Below are 16,094 nucleotides of genomic sequence, written 5' to 3'. Positions count from 1 at the left end.
CCCGGCCCGGGGCGCTTGGTCTCCATCTTCCGCAATTAGTCGACTAGTTGCGGAAGATCCGCTTCGGCGCGACGCCCTGCGGCTCGTGTGACTGGGTCGTTCGGGTGTGGCTGTGTGGGTTTCGGGTCATCCAACGCCCCGAAATCCACACAGTTCCGCATGAGGGGTCCGGTCGGTGCTGGGTCGGCAGGCGAAGTCGTGTCGTGGTTGGTTTCGGGGTGTGTCGTCGGTTCGTCCGGTGTGACTGGGTTGTTCGGGTGTGGCTGTGTGGGTTTCGGGTCATCCAACGCCCCGAAATCCACACAGTCCGCGTGAGGGGTCCGGTCGGTGCTGGGTCGGCAGGCGAAGTCGTGCCGCGGCCGAGTCCCGCCGACCAGGAACTCCGTCGCGAGGTCGTTCGCGCAGCTGTTGTCCTTGAACAGGTACGCCAGATGCCCGCCCTGGTCGACGGTCACCATCCTGGCTCGGTCGCCGAAGGCTTGGCGCAGTTTCCGCGCCCCCGCCAGCGGCGTGGCCGGGTCGCGGAGGTTCTGCACGATCAGGACGTTCGACGGCCCGCGGTCGGTGATCTTCACCGGCGGTTCGATCGGTTCGGACGGCCAGAACGCGCACGGCGTGATGTTCGCGGCCGCCGCGCCGAACAGCGGGTGGCGGAACCGGTCGACGGCGACGTTGCGCCGATACGTGCCGACGTCCTCCGGCCAGTCGGAGTCGTTGCAGATCACGTGCAGCTGGCTCGCGATGTAGTTGTCCGACGGGTAGCCCGCACCGGACAAAGGCGACGGCACGGGTTTCCCGGTGTCGAGCGCGCGCCAGGTCTCGGCCAGATGTGGCAGGCGCCGGTCGTAGTAGAGCTCGGCGAACGTGACGTGGCGGAAAACCTGGCCGGTGTAGCCGTCCGGGCTCGGCGTCCGGTCCAGCCGCGCGGCGAGCTCGAAGTACTTCGCCGTCACTTGCGCCGGCGTCCGGCCCAGGCCGTATTCGGGTTTGGCGGCGGCGAACTTCGCGAAGTCCGGGAAGCGGTCTTCGACGCCCTGGCCGAACAAGCGCGAGAAGGAAGCGTCCCAGCCGCCGGGGCCGGTCGCGCTGTCGATCAGGAACCGGTCGCTGCGCTCGGGGAACAGCGACGTGTACACCGAGCCGAGATAGGTGCCGTACGAGATGCCGAAGTAGTTCACCTTCCGCTCGCCGAGCGCCTCGCGCACCCGGTCCATGTCGCGCGCGGTGTTGGCGGTGGTCATGAACGGCAGGAGCGCGGAGGTGGCCGAGGTACCGCATTTCGCGGCGACAGCGGCGACGCGCTGGGCCTCGCTCGTGACGTCGGCCTGGCTCCGGGCGTACAGCGGGATGTTGGTCGGATGCTCGGTGGGGGACAACCCACAGGTCACCGGTGTGCTGTTGTGGACACCGCGGGGGTCCATCCCGATGACGTCGTAGCTGTCCAGCACCTCCTGCGGGATGTTCAGTTTCTTGAGGGTGGCGGGGTAGGCAAGCCCTTCGCCGCCGGGGCCACCCGTGTTGGTGAGCAGTACGCCGCGGCGCTTCTCCGGTTCGGTGCTCGCCAGCCGCGAGATCGCGATCCCGATGGTCTTCCCGCCGGGGTTCCGGTAGTCCAGCGGGACCTGGACGGTGCCGCATTCCAGGCCGAGGCCCGCCGCCTCTTCCGGGCACGGTCCCCAGTCCGGCGGGGGTGCCGCCGAAGCGATCGCCGGGGTCGCCGTGGTCACCAGAACGGCGACCAGCACGGGAAGGAGTTTCCTTCCACTTCGGACGGTCATCGGCGCGGCTCCCAGCGGAAGAGCCGCGTGGCGAGGACGACGGCGACGACGACCCACGCCAGCGTGGGGGCGAGCAGGAGCAGCGAGTCGGTGACGGCCACGCCGCCGTTCCAGGCGTTGACGGCGAGTTCGGTGGCCGACCCGCCGGGCAGCAGCCGTTTGAGCAGCGTCAGCTCGTCGGTACCGGAGATCCCGACCCAGCTGGCGACGGCGATCACGCCGAGACTGACCGGCAAGGTGGTGACCTGGGCGTGCTCGGGGGAGTTGGTCAGGCCCGCGGTGGCCAGGCCGAGTCCGATCATCATGGCGACACTGGCGAGCACCGCCACCGCGAGCAGGGCGACGTCGGCGGGCGTATCGGTGATCGTGCCCAGCACGATCAGGATCACGGTCACCTGGACGAGGGAGATGACGGTGACCGGCAGTACCAGGCCGGCCAGGATGGACGCGTCGCCGGCAGCGGTGGAGCGCAGCCGTTTGAGGAAGAGGTTCTGCCGTCGCGAGGCCAGTGTGGTCACCGCGCTGGTGTAGAGGCCGAACGCGCAGACGGTGAACATCACGATCGCCGCGATGTACCCGAGACTGCCGATTTCGGCGAAGACTTCGTGCTGGTAGACGAAGAACGCGGAGATGGCCAGCGGCATCACGAAGCTGGTGATCAGGACCGAGCGGTTCCGGAAGATCTGGATCAGTTCGCTGCGGGCTATCGAAAGCATGGGAGTCCTTTGTGGCTAGTCGTTGTCGATGGCGCGGAACACGTCGTCGAGCCGGGTCGGGCCCGCTTCGAGATCCCGTAGTTCGATGGCGTTGTCCTGCGCCCATCGCAGCAGGACGTGCAGGTCCTTCTGCAGCCCGAAGGTCTCGATGACGAACTTCCCGTCGTGTTCCGTCCTGCCCCGCAGCGGCAGCGCCGGGGCCGAGGGCGGCAGGCCGAACCGGATCACGGCGGGCAGTGTCCGGGTGAGTTCGGAGACCGTGCCCTCCCGGTGGAACGTCCCCCGGTGCATCAGGCCGATGCGGTCCGCCCGCTGCTGCGCCTCTTCCAGGTAATGCGTGGTGAGCACGATGGTCGAACCCTCCTCGCGGAGTTTGTCGACCGCGTCCCACAACGCGTCCCGGGACTGGATGTCCAGACCGGTCGTCGGCTCGTCCAGGAACACCAGCCGCGGCGAGCCGTACACCGCGGTCGCGAAGTCGAGCCGCCGCTTCTCCCCACCGGAAAGCTGCGACACCTTCGTGCCGGCCTTGCGGGTCAGGTCCACGATGCCGAGGACCCGTTCGAGCCGGTCCGTGCGCCGGGTCAGGCTCCCGATCAGGCGGATCGACTCCTTCACCGTCAGGTCGGGGGAGAAACCGCTCTCCTGCAGCATGATGCCCATCTCGGGCCGGACGGCCGCCCGGTCCCGCGGGCTCTTCCCCAGCACCCGCACCGTGCCCGACGTCGGGTTCCGGTGTCCTTCCAGGGTCTCCAGGGTCGAGGTCTTCCCGGCGCCGTTCGTGCCGAGCAGGGCGTAGAACTCACCCTGCCGGACCTGGAAGGACAGATCCTTGACGGCATGGAAGTCGCCGTACTTCAGGTTCAGGCGGTCAACGTCGATTGCTGTCGAAGTCATGGCTTGATTCCAGCCGCTCCGCCACGACCCGGCCAGTGAGATCACGTCACGACCGGGTATGACGCAGTGTCACTGGTCCGGCCTTCGCGGAGGGCCGATACTGGACTCATGTCTGATGTGGACACCGAGCCGGCGAAGGGGCAGCTGCGCAGGCTCAACCTCACCATGTTCGTCCCGCTGCTCGTCGTCGGCGGGGTGATCGTGGTCGCGTCCGACGCGCGGACCTGGTGGCACGCGGTCGTCCTGAGCGCGGGTGTGCTGGCGGCGATGGTCGCCTTCGTGCGCTGGGCGGCGGGCGAGGTCCTGCGGGTGGCGATCCCGTGCCTGGTCGTCGCGGCGGCCGTGTGGCCGTTTTCGGTGCTGGTGGCAGGCGGGAGTTCGTCGTTCTTCGGCGTCTTCCTCGTGGGTTCCCTGGTCGTCCCCCAGCTGCCCCGGCACCGGATCGCGGCGGCCGTCGCGCTCGTCGCGTACATCGCGGCGGTGGGTGCGCTGAGGCCGCTGGTCTCCCACGAGGACGTCTCCGGCGAACTGGTCAGCTTCGTCTTCGTCCCGGCGGCGCTCACGGCCGTCGTGCTCGGCCTCATGTTCCCCAACAAGCGGTTCTACGACGTCGTCGAGGAGCTCGAAGAGTCGCGCGAGCGGGAGGCCGAATTGGCCGTGATCCGGGAACGCGTGCGGTTCGCGAGCGATCTGCACGACATCCAGGGCCACACGCTGCACGTGGTGAAGCTCAAGGCCGCGCTCGCCAGGAAGCTGGTGGACATCGACGCCGAGCGGGCGAAACAGGAACTGGGGGAGATCCACGCGCTCGTGGCCGACACGATCACCCAGACGAAGGAACTCGCCTACGCCCAGCGCCGGCTCAACCTCTCCGCCGAACTGGAGAACGCGAGGAACCTGTTCGAGGCGGCGGGGATCCGGGTGCGCGTCAACCGGGAGGCGGACGTCGATCCGGCGGCGGGCAGGCTGCTCGGCCAGGTCCTGCGCGAGACCACGACCAACATCCTGCGCCACGCGCAGGCGACCCGTGTGCGGATCACGCTGTCGGAATGGAGCATCAGTATCGTCAACGACGGTGCCCAGCGAGCGCCGCTGCCCGAACTCCGCGGGCTGGCCGCGCTCGAACAACGCGTCGTGGCGGACGGCGGTGAACTGACGGTGGAACAGGAAGACGGGCAGTTCGTGACGGCCGCGTCCTTCCCCGGCCGGGAGGAACGATGACCACGGTCGTGCTCGCCGACGACGAGGCCCTGCTGCGCAAGGCGATGGCGGCGTTGCTCCCGCTCGAAGGCGAGATCACCGTCCTGGCCGAGGCGGAGAACGGTGAGGAGGCCGTCGAGGCCACCTTGCGGCACGAGCCCGATGTTCTCGTCATCGACCTCGAAATGCCCGGGGTGGACGGGCTGGGCGCGGTCGCCGAAATCCGCCGCACCCGGCCGAACCAGGTCATCCTCATGCTGACCCGGCACGCGAAACCCGGGGTGCTCCGCAAGGCCCTCAAACTCGGTGTCCAGGGCTTCGTGAGCAAGGCCGCCGAGCCGTCGCACATCACGTTCGTCATCGGCGCCCTGCACCGGGGCAAACGCTGGATCGACCCGGACGTCTCCGCGCTCGCCGTCGTCGACGACTGCCCGCTCACCGAGCGGGAGCTGGAGGTGCTGCGGGTGACCGGCGAGGGCTATTCGGTCGCCGAGATCGCCGCCCAGCTCCACCTCGCGCAGGGCACGGTGCGGAACTACCTCTCGAACGCGATGCAGAAGACCCAGACGCAGACCCGGCACCAGGCCGCGAGGTATGCCCGGGAGCACGATTGGCTTTAGGCGCTGTCCTGCAAGTCAGTTCGCGGTCGGGGGCCGTCGGTGGAGTGTTGCGAAAGCCACTTTCGCAACGCTGAAGGTTGTGAAAGTGGCTTTCGCAACGTCGGTGGGGGGCACGGGCTCCGAGCGGCTTTTCGGCACCGCCTAGTGCGCCCGGACGTGCGCGCGCTCGCCCTGCGGTCCGAACAGGACAAGGGTTTCGACGGCCTTCCCGTCGGCCGAGCCGAGCCAATGCGGCAGCGCGGTGTCGAACTCGGCGGCCTCGCCGGGCGGCAGGACCAGGTCGCGGTCGCCGACCACGAGCCGCAACCGTCCATTGAGGACATACACCCATTCGTAGCCGCCGTGGGTCTGCGGTGTGGGCTCCGCCGGCGCGTCCCGGCTGGGGATGAGCATCTTGAACGCCTGCACCCCGCCGGCGCGCCGGGTGAGCGGCAGGAACGTCATGCCGTGCCGGTGGATCGGCTGAAGGTGGATACGCGGATCGCCGGTCCGGGGCGCGCCGACGAGGTCGTCGAGCGGCACGCCGTGCACACGGGCCAGCGGCAGCAGTAGCTCCAGCGTCGGCCGCCTGCCGCCGCTTTCCAGCCGCGACAAGGTGCTTTCCGAGATCCCGGTCGTCGACGACAGCTCGGCCAGGGTCAGGCCCCGGTGTTTGCGCAGCGCCCGCAGCCGGGGGCCGACCGCGTCCAGTACCTCGTCCGTCTCGTCCGCCATGGCGCCGATCTTGCCAGGTCGGCAAGTTTTCGTGCCAGTTCGGCTGCTCCGAGGCGAAGGTGGCGGTCATGAACGCGACGGAATTCTGGGACGAACTCCACGAACGGCGGTCCGGGGGGACGCCGGAGGTGAACGCGAGACTGGCCGAGATCGCGGGCCCGTTGACCCCGGGCACCGCGCTCGACCTCGGCTGCGGTGGTGGGGGAGACGCGGTGTGGCTGGCCGCCCGTGGCTGGCGGGTGACCGCGGTGGACATCTCCGGAGCGGCCGTGCGCTCGCTCCGGGAACGCGGCGAACCGATCACGGCGCTCCGCGTCGATCTCGCCGAGGATTTCCCCGACGGCACCTTCGACCTGGTGTCGGCGCAGTACTTCCACACACCGTTCGCACTGGACCGGGCCCGGGTGCTGCGCACCGCCGCGGGCTCGGTGAATCCCGGCGGGCGGCTGGTCGTCGTCGACCACGGTTCCGCCGCGCCCTGGTCGTGGGACCAGGACGCCGAATTCCCCGGTCCCGCCGAGGTGGCGGCCGGACTGGCGCTCGACCCGGCGGACTGGTCGATCGACCGCGCGGAGGCGGCGGAACGCCTGGCCACCGGCCCGGCGGGCCGGACCGCGACGGTCGTCGACCACGTCCTGGTCCTCCGGCGGGCCGGGCGATGAGCCGCCAACGCGACGCCGGGCCGCCCGCGACGGGAGCCGGGGAGAAGGACGTCCTCGTCGGCTTCCTCGACTATCTCCGCGCCGCGGTCATGGCCAAAGCCGAAGGGCTGCCGGAAGACCAGGCCCGCGCTCCCGGCGTGCCGTCCGGCACGAATCTGCTGGGCCTGGTCAACCACCTGACCCACGTCGAACGCCACTGGCTGCTCGGCCACCGCGTCACCGACTGGAAGGCGACGTTCCGGCCGGGGCCGGACGACACGACGGCGTCGATTCTCGCCGCCTACCGGGAAACCGTCGCCGAGGCGAACGTCGAGATCGCTTCCTGGGAGGACCTCGCCGCGACCGGCCCCCGCCGGGGATCACGGCGCTGGACGCTGGCCCACCTCATCGAAGAAACCGCACGGCACGCGGGACACGCCGACATCCTGCGCGAACTGATCGATGGCGCCACCGGGCGCTGAAACGGAGATCCCATGTTCCACCGAGCCGCCGCGTTCGTCGCGGCCCTCGCCCTGCTGACGGCCTGCGGTTCGCCCCCGGCGGCCGCCGCCCCGCCCGACGGGTTCCGGCACGAATACGCCGACGTCGACGGAGTGAAGATGCACTACGTCACCGGCGGCAAGGGCGCCCCGCTCGTCCTGCTGCACGGCTGGCCGCAGACCTGGTACGGCTGGCACCGGGTCATGCCCGCGCTGGCCGAGCATTTCACGGTGTACGCCCTCGACCTGCCCGGCCTCGGCGACAGCGCGGGCTCGCCGCCCGGCTACGACAAGGCGACCCTCGCCCGCTACGTGCACGGCCTCGTCGCCGGACGGCTCGGCCTGCGCGACGCCCGGATCGCCGGGCACGACCTCGGCGCCGCGGTCGCTTTCCAGTACGCCGCGCAATTCCCCGGCGATATCACCAAACTCGCGTACCTCGATCTGCCGCTGCCGGGCCCCGCGCTCGACGCCACGGCCTACCGGAAGCTGAGCTGGCACATCGCCTTCCACGCGCAGAAGACGGTTCCCGAAGCCATTGTCGGGGACGACGTCCGCGAATATCTGTCCCTGTTCTATCCGCAGGTCGCCTATTCGGGGACGGCCTTCGGCGGGCCGGGAGCGCCGTCGCCGTTCGACGACGCCGAGATCGACGAGTACGCCCGCACCTACACGAGGCCGGAGGTCCTGCACGGCGGTTTCGAGCTCTACCGCACGCTCGGGCAGGACGCTGCCGCGAACACCGGCGCGAAACCGATCACGACTCCCACTCTCCTGATGACCGCGGAAGGTTCGCTCGAATCACAGAAGGCGACCCTGGTACCCCGGGTCGCGAACCTGGCCCGTGCCGTGGAGGTGCCGAGGGCGGGACATTGGCTCGCCGAGGAGAATCCGGAGTTCGTGAGCGCCGAACTGGTCGGGTTCTTGAAGTAGTTGCCCGAGATCGAGAACCTTTGCCATGCTTCCCGCATGTCCACCCTGGAAGTCCTCAACCATCCGTTCCGCGAACAGTTCGAGGTCTTCCTCGACGAGCACCGTCGTGTTCTCGACGAGTCACTGGAAGGGCTGACCGAGGAGGAGGCGCGCCGGTCGCTCGTCCCGTCACGGACGACCCTGCTCGGGTTGGTGAAACACGCGACCTTCGTGGAGAAGGTGTGGTTCGTCGAAGCCGTCACCTGCCGCCCGCGGACCGAGATCGGCCTCCCCGAGACACCCGACGAATCGTTCATCCTCACCGAGGAGGACACGATCGGCTCCGTGCGGCAGGCGTACCGCGAAGCCTGCGAGGCGTCGCGCGAGGCGGCGGCCGCACTCGACCTGGACGACGTGCTGCACGGGAACCGGCGCGGCCCGCTTCCGCTGCGGTGGGTGTATCTGCACCTGCTGCGTGAACTCGCCCAGCACGGCGGCCACGCGGACATCCTGCGCGAGCAGATCCTGAGTTCCCGGTAGGCGGCGATGGCCGGGGAGCGCCCGCTCCCCGGCCATCGCGCGTCGTTCGTCAGGAACGGGTCAGCGTGACCCCGTACTTGTTCGCCGCGTCCACGACGGGCTGGTAGTAGGAGTACGAACCCGTGGCGTTGGAGCCCTGGTTCCAGCCGCAGTCGTGGCCGTCGGCGGGGCCACCGGAGGTCATGCCCTGCGCGGTGTTGCCCGCGATGTAGGCACCGCCGCTGTCGCCGCCCTCGGTGCAGACGGTCGACTTCGCGAGCCCGGTGGTGGCGACGCTTTCACCGCTGTAGCGGACGGTCTGGTTGTACGCGGTGATCTTGCCGCAGGTCCAGCCGGTGGTGTTGCCCGCCTTGCACAGCGTGGTGCCGACCGGCGCCTTCGAGCTGCCGGTGATCCGCACCGTGGTGCCCATCCGGGTGTCCACGTAGCCGCGGCCGGTGTCCTCGGCGTCGATGTCCATCAGGCCCATGTCGGCCGACGGGAACTGGGTGGCGACGCCGCGGCCGATGTGGACGCCGTTGCGGTTGAGGATGTCCGGGTTGCCCTCGACGCAGTGCCCCGCGGTGAGCAGCACGTTGTTGCCGTTGCTGGTGGTGCCGGGGAAGCCCAGCGAGCAGTTGGTGCCCGGGTCGAGGTCCATGATCTGGCCGGGGATGACGTCGGCCTGCGTGGTGTTCCCGTTGACGACGCCGGTCTGGACCGACACGCCCGGCAGCGCCGTGAGGCGGCGGACGAGGGCGCTGTCGGCACCCGGCTGGACGGTGACCACGACCTGGTCGGCCGCGAGTTCCGGACCCCAGGACTGCACCTGGCCGACGTCCTTGCCGATCACCGTGCCGACCTTGGCGGACAGGGCGTTCAGGGCGTTCTCGCCGCGGACGCCGGTGCGCGGGGTCAGCCCGGCCGAGCGGAGCTCCTTGGCCGAGCCTGCGTCGGCGTTCACCACGAGGGCACCGGCGTCGTCGAAGAACGCGCCGTCCGTGTGGAGGCCGCGCGTTCTGATGCTCTCCAGCGACGCGATCAGGTTCTTTTCGTGGTCCAGCTTCTGGGCGGCCTGAAGCGGGCTGACCTTGAGCTGGGCGGCGAGGGTCTCGAGCATCGTCTGGTCGTAGGCGGTGACCGGCGCGGCGGTCGCCGGCACGGCGAGCGCGCCGATTCCGGCACAGACACTCAGCAGGGTGAGCATGACGGGTCCGCGAATTCGCATGCGAATTTCCTTCGATAAGGAGGGAACGACGAACCGCCGGAATATGTTCGGAAAGCGCAGGGGACCGGGCGGTTCATCTCGACGTCACGCACAGTACGAGCGCCCGTAAGCCGTGTCGTAGCGCCGAAAGTAGGATCCGTGATCGCGGACCTACTTTCGTATGCGGAAAACGTGAATTGCCCGCGTATTCAATTGCGCGGAAGTGTCATTGGCGCAAAAGTGTCAGGTAGCCCTCCAGTGCGGCGGCGCCGGAGAGCAGGGCGCGGCCCCTGGCCGCGAGACGCGAGTGCCAGTCGCGCAGCGCCGACTCCAGCGGGACCACCCCGCCCGCCGACCGGACCTGGTCGAGCACGGGCGCGATCCGCTCCAGGAGATAGCCGCCTCGCCTGAGCTGACGTGTCAGTTTCGCGTCGCGCACGTCGGCCGCGCTGTAGACGCGATAGCCGGTCTTCGGGTCGCGTCCGGGCCGCAGCAGACCCGCTCGTTCCCATTCGCGCAGGGTGGCGGGCCGGACGCCCAGTTTTCGCGCGAGCGGGCCGACGAACATCTCCTCCCGCTCCTGCGCCACGGGTTCGAGGTCGCGGAGCGCGGCCGCCACGGCCTGCAGGGTGCGGCGGTCGTCGAGCAACTGGGCGTGGCTTTCGTCGATGAACCGGAGCGCCTCCTCGGCCGCGTCCGCGTTGACCGCCCGCATGATCGACGTCGCCGTCGCGTGGCCGTGCCCTGGCACGAGGGCGAGGAACGCGCGCAGGGCTTCGGCGTGCAGTGGTGTGTAGGTGCGATAGCCCTGCGGACCGCGTTCGGCGGCGGGAAGGATGCCGTCCGCCTCGTAATTGCGGACGGCCTGGGTGGACAGGCCGTGCTCGCGCGCCAGGTCGACCGGCCTGAGCCGCTCGCGGGGGTGAAGGTTCCGGCCCACCACCCCACGATATTCGGTCTACCGGCCGCGCGAGGAGTCCGCCCGCCGCTCGTACCGGGCGCGAGCCAGCCGATAGGCCGTTTCGAGCAGTTCGCGGGTGGCCGCTTCGGTGTTCGACGCCGGGTTGACCACCGCCAGCCAGCCCGCGGTGCCGTACACGGGGTGGGCGATCAGGGTGTCGGTGGCGGCGGGGTCCTGGCCGAGGCGCCGGGCGAACTCCTTCTTGCCGGCGTGGACGTTCACCCGGAACGTGTCCGGGCGGTCCAGCCGCGAGCTCTCGTCGCCGGGGTAGTTCTTGGTCACGATCGTCGCGAAGGGCTGGACGTTCGCCGGGACGACGCCGTCGGGGGAGTAGTAGAAGAACGCGTCGCCCCAGCTGAGCTCCGGCCATTCGTCGCCGGGGCCGGGGGTGAGGGTCAGGACGCCGTCGAGGCCCGATACGAGGCCGATGATCTCTTCGATGGTCATGTGCTCAAGCGTGGCATTAAAGTGCTTGTGGAGGGTTCGAGCGGGTTTTCGACGGAGTGCAGGTGTCAAGTCTCAAATCGATGCGCACAGCGGAGGTCGCGCGCCTGGCGGGATGCTCCGTCCAGCAGGTGCGTAACCTCGAACGGGACGGCGTGCTCCCGGCGACTACTCGGACGGCCTCGGGCTACCGGAGCTACGGCGAGATCCACCTCCGGTCCGCGCTGGCCTACCGCGCCCTCGCCGCCGGGGTGGGGCCGATCGAAGCCAAGAAGATCGTCCGCGCCGTGCACCAGGATCCGCTTCCCGCGGTGCTCGCGCTCCTCGACGCCGCCCACGCCGGGCTCGACGCCGAACGCGCGGATCTCCGGGAGGCCAGGGAAGCGGTCCGGGTGATCTCCCGCGAACCGATCGAAGACGTACGCGGGTCGGACGCGATGAGCGTCTCCGAGCTCGCGTCGGCCCTCGGCGTCCGCCCTTCGACGCTGCGGCACTGGGACACGGAACGGCTCGTCGTCCCCGGCCGCGATCAGCGGGGGACGCGGCGGTACACGCCTTCCCAGGTGCGGGACGCGCGGATCGTGCAGCAGCTGCGGCTGGCCGGCTACCGCGTCGCGCCGCTTCGGGCCTTGATGCCGGAGCTGCGGCGCTCCCGGCGGCTGGAGGACGTCGCTTCCGCGCTCGCCGCCAGGGACGCCGGGATCACGGCCCGCTCACGGGCGCTTTTCGACGGCACCGCCGCGCTTTCCCGGGTCGTGAGTGGCTGAGCTCACCCGGCGGTCGTCCGTTCCCGCAGGGTCGCGAGCGCCTTGTCCGCGTGGACGTCGAACTTCAGTTCACTCTTGATCACCGCGAGGATCCGGCGATCGGTACCGATCACGAAGGTGTGGCGTTTGGCGTGCAGCGGACTGAACCGGCGCCATACACCGAACTGCTTGGCGACGCTCCCGTCCGTATCGGACAGGAGCGGGTAGTCGAAGCCGTGCAGCGTGGAGAACTGCCGCTGTTTGGTGATGCCGTCCGGGCTGATCCCGACGCGATGGGCGCCGACCTCGCCGAATTCCGCCGCCAGATCGCGGAAATGGCAGCTCTCGGCGGTGCAGCCACCGGTCATCGCGGCGGGATAGAAGAACAGCACGACCGGGCCGGTCGACAGGAAGTCCGACAGCGTGCGGTCCCGGCCGGTGTCGTCGGGCAGGGTGAAGTCCGGGGCGAGGTCTCCTTGGTCCATGTCCGGTGTTCGGAGCCGAGAGCACGCCGGATCGGTCTCCGTGCGAAACGGGCTATCGTCGCGGCATGTCTTCTCGCAAAGTGGGAACCCGGCGGGCCTTCGACGCGGCTGCCGCCGATTTCGCCGCGCTCGGGCGGCATCTCTGGGAACCGATCGGCGCCGCCACGGTGGCGGCGGCCCGGCTCGGTGCGGGAGACCGCGTCCTCGACGCCTGCTGCGGCACCGGGGCGTCGGCGATTCCCGCGGCGCGCGCCGTCGGTGCCGGTGGCGTGGTGGACGCGATCGACCTCTCTGGCCCGATGATCGGCGAACTGCGCCGCCTCTCGGCCGATCTGCCGCAGTTGCGCGCGCACGAGGCCGACGCGACGGCGTGGGGCACCGGTGACTACGACGCCGTGCAGTGCGCGCTCGGCATCTTCTTCTTTCCCGACATGACGGACGGCACCGAACGGCTGATCGGCCGGGCCCGATCCGGCGGCCGGGCCGTGTTCACGATCTGGCGCGGCGGGTCCATGGTGACCGCGGGCCGTCATCTCGGCCGCGCGGTGGCGGCGGTGACCGATTCCGCGCCGCCGCCGGAACGCGAGCCGAGTTTGATCGATCGCGTGAACCAGGCCGGCCCTTACGCGGATTGGCTTTCCGGGCGGAATCTGTCCGATGTGGACGTCGAGGTGAACGAGTTGCGGCTGGCGATGACGCCGGAGATCGCGTGGCTGGTCGTCATCGGCTCCGGATTCCGGGGACTGCTCGACGGCCTCGAACCCGGCGTCGTCGAGCAGGTGCGAGAGCGCTACCTCGATTCCCTGCGGGCCGACGGGGTGACCGAACTCGACGCCACCACGCTGATCGGCTCCGGCACCGTCCGCTGACGAGCACCCCGGCTTCGGTGTACAGTCGTTCACTCAAACCGGGGTGAACGGCGGGACACGGGTGCGACCAGACAACGACTCCTCTGTTCGGGGCCGCGGGCAGGGGCCGTTCGGCTCTTGGCTGCTCGGCCCGCTCGGCCAGGATCCGGCCGTGCTGCGCCGCCGCGTCCAAGGGCTGCTCACCGGGACGCTGATCGCGACCAACGTCATCGGCGCGCTGGTCGTGGTCGGGCTGGCGGCGCTGCTCATGCCCGCTCCCGGCATGTCCGGCGACCTCGTCCGCGTGACCGCGATCGCGGTCCCCGTCTACGTGGCCTCCGCCGTCGTCGTGGGCGCGCTGTGGGGCACCCGCGGCGCGCTGCGGACCCTGCGCTGGGCCGCCGACGGCCGGACGCCGACCGACGAGGAACGCGCGGCCAGCCTTCGCGTCCCGTTGCGCCTGACGCTGGTCCAGGCCGTGTTGTGGGGCATCGCGACCGGGGTCTTCGGTGTGCTGGCCGCACTGGTGCAGCCGCGGGTCGTGCTCACCGAACTGCTCGTGGTCGCCTTCGCGGGGGTGGTCGTCTGCGCGATCGCCTACCTGGCCGGGGAGTTCATCCTGCGGCCGTACGCGGCCCTCGCTCTCGCGGGCACCTCGCCGGACCGGCCGCTCAGCGGCGGGGTCAACCTGCGGATGCTGCTGTTCTGGTGCCTCGGCACCGGGGTGCCGGTGGCGGGACTGGTGGTCACGGCGGTGCTGGCGTGGGCGCGCGGCGACGTGTCGACCACGAAGCTCGCCATCTCGGTCATCGCGCTCGGCCTCGTCGTGCTGGTCTTCGGCCTGCTGGTGACCGTGTTCACCGCACGTGCCGTGGTGAACCCGATCCGGTCGGTGCAGCACGCGCTCGGCCGGGTCCGGGCCGGTGACCTCACCGTGGAGATCCCGGTCTACGACGGCACGGAACTCGGTCTGCTGCAAGCCGGCTTCAACGGGATGGCCGTCGGGCTCGCCGAACGCGAACGTTTGCGAGACCTGTTCGGCAGGCACGTCGGCGAGGACGTCGCGAGCGAGGCGATGCGCACGTCGGCCGAGCTCGGCGGCACGGTGCGGACGGTGTCGGTGTTGTTCGTCGATCTGATCGGGTCGACCGCGCTGGCCGCGAGCCGTCCGCCCGAGGAGGTCGTCGGCCTGCTCAACCGGTTCTTCGCGGTGGTGGTCGACGAGGTCGACCGCAACCACGGGCTGGTCAACAAGTTCGTCGGTGACGCGGCGCTGGCGATTTTCGGCGCGCCGGTGCTGCTGGCCGATCACGCGACCCTGGCGCTGTCCGCCGGCCGGGCGATTTCGCGCAGGCTGGCGGCGGAGGTACCCGAATGCCCGGCCGGGATCGGCGTGGCGACGGGTGAGGTGGTCGCCGGCAACGTCGGCGACCCGCGGCGGTTCGAATACACGGTGATCGGCGACCCGGTCAACGAAGCCGCCCGGCTGACCGAACTGGCGAAGAACGTCGAAGCCCGGTTGCTCGCTTCGTGGACGGCGATCGAGTCTGCGGCCGAGGACGAGGCCGCGCGGTGGAAGGCGACGGAGGACGTCACCCTGCGGGGCCGCTCCCGGCCCACCACCCTCGCGACCCCCCGGGCCTGACCCCGTCAGGCGAATTCGAGCCGCAGGCTTTCGAGGCCGCGCAGTGTCACCTGCTTCACCCAGACCGGATCCGCGGTCCGGTGGAAGGGGCCGGCGCCGAGCAGTGCCTCGAAAAGGGTGCGGCCTTCCAGACGCGCCAGCGGGGCACCGAGGCAGAAGTGGATGCCCTGTCCCAGCGCGAGATGCCTCGGTGAGGGACGGTCGACGTCGAAGCGGTCCGGGCTCTCGTACGCGCGCGGGTCGCGGTTGGCCGCTCCCAGCAGCAGTACAGCCTGCGCGCCTTCGCCGACGGACTGGTCGCCGATCGTCGTGTCCCGCAGCGCGAGCCGAGTGGTCAGCTGGACCGGGGAGTCGTAGCGGAGCATCTCCTCGACCGCGTTCGGGATCTTCGAACGGTCTTCGGTCAGTTTCCGGTGCTGTTCCGGATGGTTCAGCAACGCGAGGGCGCCGTTGCCGATCAGGTTGGTCGTCGTCTCGTGCCCGGCGACCAGCAGGAGCATCGCGGTGATCACCAGTTCGCCTTCGCTGAGCCGGTCGCCCTCGTCGGAGACCGAAACCAGGTCGGAGAACAGGTCGCCGGTCGGCCGCTTCCGCCGTTCCTTCGCCAGCTCGCGGAAATAGGCGACGAATTCACGCCGGGCGGCGACGGCCGCCGCGACGGTCTCCTTCGCGATCAGGAAAGAAGGGTCGAGCGCGCGCCCCATGGCATGCGACCAGCCTTCGAAACGCTCGCGGTCGGCCAGCGGCACCCCGAGCAGCTCGCTGACGACGACGACCGGTAGCGGTTTCGCGATCTCGGTCATCAGGTCGAATTCGCCCCTTTCGAGCGCTTTCGACACGAGTTCCTTCGCCAGTTCCTCGATCCGCGGGGCGAGCTGCTCGACCATCCTCGGCGTGAACGCCTTGGACACCAGCCGCCGCAGCCGCGTGTGGTCGGGCGGGTCGAGCGCCAGGAACGACCGGACCACCCGGCCCTGCTCGTCGACCGGCTCGTTCTCGTGCGGATCCGGCAGCACCTCGGGTTCGCCGTGGCCGAACGCGGGGTTCTTGAGCAGCGCCGACGCCTCCTCGAACCCGCTGACCACGAAGAACCCGTCCGCGGCCGCGAAGACCGGGCCGCGGTCGAAGACCTGACGGTAGAACGGGTACGGATCGGTCCTGGTCTCCGGCGTGAGCAGGTTCTCGAGCATGACCGCGATCCTATAAGGCTGGGTAAGTCGCCAGTTCTTGCCCGATTTCGGGCAAGAACTGGCATTTCGAT

General features: G+C 69.9%; 18 protein-coding genes. 9 read left to right on the top strand and 9 right to left on the bottom strand.

Translation table 11 applies throughout. From position 1 onward, the window contains the following. Window positions 1–35: 35 nt before the first annotated feature. The 3 genes from ACOCEP_RS37940 to ACOCEP_RS37930 are packed head-to-tail and all read right to left on the bottom strand — an operon-like array spanning window position 36 to window position 3,391. Window positions 36–1,778: an alpha/beta hydrolase gene (locus tag ACOCEP_RS37940; protein WP_482334618.1), complete on the bottom strand. Its 1,743-nt coding sequence runs from the start codon at window positions 1,776–1,778 to the stop codon at window positions 36–38. Continuing rightward, window positions 1,775–2,494 (bottom strand): ABC transporter permease, encoded by a 720-nt coding sequence (locus ACOCEP_RS37935; protein ID WP_482334616.1) that lies wholly within the window; start codon window positions 2,492–2,494, stop codon window positions 1,775–1,777. Before ACOCEP_RS37935 ends, ACOCEP_RS37940 begins: the two co-directional genes overlap by 4 nt. 15 nt (window positions 2,495–2,509) lie before the next feature. Beyond that, window positions 2,510–3,391: an ABC transporter ATP-binding protein gene (locus ACOCEP_RS37930; RefSeq protein ID WP_482334614.1), complete on the bottom strand. Its 882-nt coding sequence runs from the start codon at window positions 3,389–3,391 to the stop codon at window positions 2,510–2,512. 117 nt (window positions 3,392–3,508) lie between these two features. Here ACOCEP_RS37930 and ACOCEP_RS37925 point away from each other — a divergent pair, with 117 nt between their 5' ends. Both ACOCEP_RS37925 and ACOCEP_RS37920 read left to right on the top strand, forming a co-directional pair. After that, window positions 3,509–4,612: a sensor histidine kinase gene (locus tag ACOCEP_RS37925; RefSeq protein ID WP_482339897.1), complete on the top strand. Its 1,104-nt coding sequence runs from the start codon at window positions 3,509–3,511 to the stop codon at window positions 4,610–4,612. After that, the gene (locus ACOCEP_RS37920; RefSeq protein WP_482334612.1) at window positions 4,609–5,211 is read left to right on the top strand and encodes a response regulator; all 603 of its coding nucleotides are present in this window, start codon (window positions 4,609–4,611) and stop codon (window positions 5,209–5,211) included. Before ACOCEP_RS37925 ends, ACOCEP_RS37920 begins: the two co-directional genes overlap by 4 nt. 141 nt (window positions 5,212–5,352) lie before the next feature. Here the strand turns inward: ACOCEP_RS37920 and ACOCEP_RS37915 are convergent, their stop codons facing one another. Next, entirely contained in the window at window positions 5,353–5,925 is a 573-nt protein-coding gene (locus ACOCEP_RS37915; protein ID WP_482334610.1) for a helix-turn-helix domain-containing protein, read from the bottom strand. 68 nt (window positions 5,926–5,993) lie between these two features. On the opposite strand from ACOCEP_RS37915, the gene ACOCEP_RS37910 reads away from it, so the two are divergent. The 4 genes from ACOCEP_RS37910 to ACOCEP_RS37895 are packed head-to-tail and all read left to right on the top strand — an operon-like array spanning window position 5,994 to window position 8,518. Continuing rightward, window positions 5,994–6,587, top strand: a complete 594-nt coding sequence (locus ACOCEP_RS37910) for a class I SAM-dependent methyltransferase (RefSeq protein WP_482334608.1) — start codon at window positions 5,994–5,996, stop codon at window positions 6,585–6,587. Further along, window positions 6,584–7,048 carry a DinB family protein gene (locus ACOCEP_RS37905; protein WP_482334606.1) on the top strand — a complete coding sequence of 155 codons (465 nt, stop codon included), beginning with the start codon at window positions 6,584–6,586 and terminating at the stop codon, window positions 7,046–7,048. Before ACOCEP_RS37910 ends, ACOCEP_RS37905 begins: the two co-directional genes overlap by 4 nt. Before the next feature lie 12 nt (window positions 7,049–7,060). Next, the gene (locus tag ACOCEP_RS37900) at window positions 7,061–7,999 is read left to right on the top strand and encodes an alpha/beta fold hydrolase (protein ID WP_482334604.1); all 939 of its coding nucleotides are present in this window, start codon (window positions 7,061–7,063) and stop codon (window positions 7,997–7,999) included. 36 nt (window positions 8,000–8,035) lie between these two features. Then, on the top strand, window positions 8,036–8,518 hold the full coding sequence (locus ACOCEP_RS37895) for a DinB family protein (RefSeq protein WP_482334602.1): 483 nt from the start codon (window positions 8,036–8,038) through the stop codon (window positions 8,516–8,518). Between the two features lie 49 nt (window positions 8,519–8,567). Here ACOCEP_RS37895 and ACOCEP_RS37890 read toward each other — a convergent pair whose 3' ends face one another. The 3 genes from ACOCEP_RS37890 to ACOCEP_RS37880 form a co-directional block, all read right to left on the bottom strand. Then, the gene (locus ACOCEP_RS37890) at window positions 8,568–9,725 is read right to left on the bottom strand and encodes a S1 family peptidase (protein ID WP_482334600.1); all 1,158 of its coding nucleotides are present in this window, start codon (window positions 9,723–9,725) and stop codon (window positions 8,568–8,570) included. A gap of 205 nt (window positions 9,726–9,930) precedes the next feature. After that, entirely contained in the window at window positions 9,931–10,644 is a 714-nt protein-coding gene (locus ACOCEP_RS37885) for a TioE family transcriptional regulator (RefSeq protein ID WP_482334598.1), read from the bottom strand. Between the two features lie 18 nt (window positions 10,645–10,662). Next, on the bottom strand, window positions 10,663–11,112 hold the full coding sequence (locus ACOCEP_RS37880) for a DUF6194 family protein (protein WP_482334596.1): 450 nt from the start codon (window positions 11,110–11,112) through the stop codon (window positions 10,663–10,665). Window positions 11,113–11,192: 80 nt separating this feature from the next. Here ACOCEP_RS37880 and ACOCEP_RS37875 point away from each other — a divergent pair, with 80 nt between their 5' ends. Further along, complete coding sequence (locus tag ACOCEP_RS37875; protein ID WP_482334594.1) at window positions 11,193–11,876, top strand: MerR family transcriptional regulator; 684 nt, start codon at window positions 11,193–11,195, stop codon at window positions 11,874–11,876. A 2-nt stretch (window positions 11,877–11,878) separates the two neighbouring features. On the opposite strand, the gene ACOCEP_RS37870 is transcribed toward ACOCEP_RS37875, so the two are convergent. Beyond that, window positions 11,879–12,340: a peroxiredoxin gene (locus ACOCEP_RS37870; RefSeq protein ID WP_482334592.1), complete on the bottom strand. Its 462-nt coding sequence runs from the start codon at window positions 12,338–12,340 to the stop codon at window positions 11,879–11,881. 65 nt (window positions 12,341–12,405) lie between these two features. Here ACOCEP_RS37870 and ACOCEP_RS37865 point away from each other — a divergent pair, with 65 nt between their 5' ends. Both ACOCEP_RS37865 and ACOCEP_RS37860 read left to right on the top strand, forming a co-directional pair. After that, complete coding sequence (locus tag ACOCEP_RS37865; RefSeq protein ID WP_482334590.1) at window positions 12,406–13,209, top strand: class I SAM-dependent methyltransferase; 804 nt, start codon at window positions 12,406–12,408, stop codon at window positions 13,207–13,209. Window positions 13,210–13,270: 61 nt separating this feature from the next. Beyond that, complete coding sequence (locus ACOCEP_RS37860) at window positions 13,271–14,833, top strand: adenylate/guanylate cyclase domain-containing protein (RefSeq protein ID WP_482334588.1); 1,563 nt, start codon at window positions 13,271–13,273, stop codon at window positions 14,831–14,833. Between the two features lie 5 nt (window positions 14,834–14,838). Here the strand turns inward: ACOCEP_RS37860 and ACOCEP_RS37855 are convergent, their stop codons facing one another. Continuing rightward, the gene (locus tag ACOCEP_RS37855) at window positions 14,839–16,023 is read right to left on the bottom strand and encodes a cytochrome P450 (protein ID WP_482334586.1); all 1,185 of its coding nucleotides are present in this window, start codon (window positions 16,021–16,023) and stop codon (window positions 14,839–14,841) included. Window positions 16,024–16,094: the final 71 nt, after the last annotated feature.

Source organism: Amycolatopsis sp. CA-211722, assembly GCF_056828465.1.
This window is presented reverse-complemented; position numbering and strand designations above follow the sequence as displayed.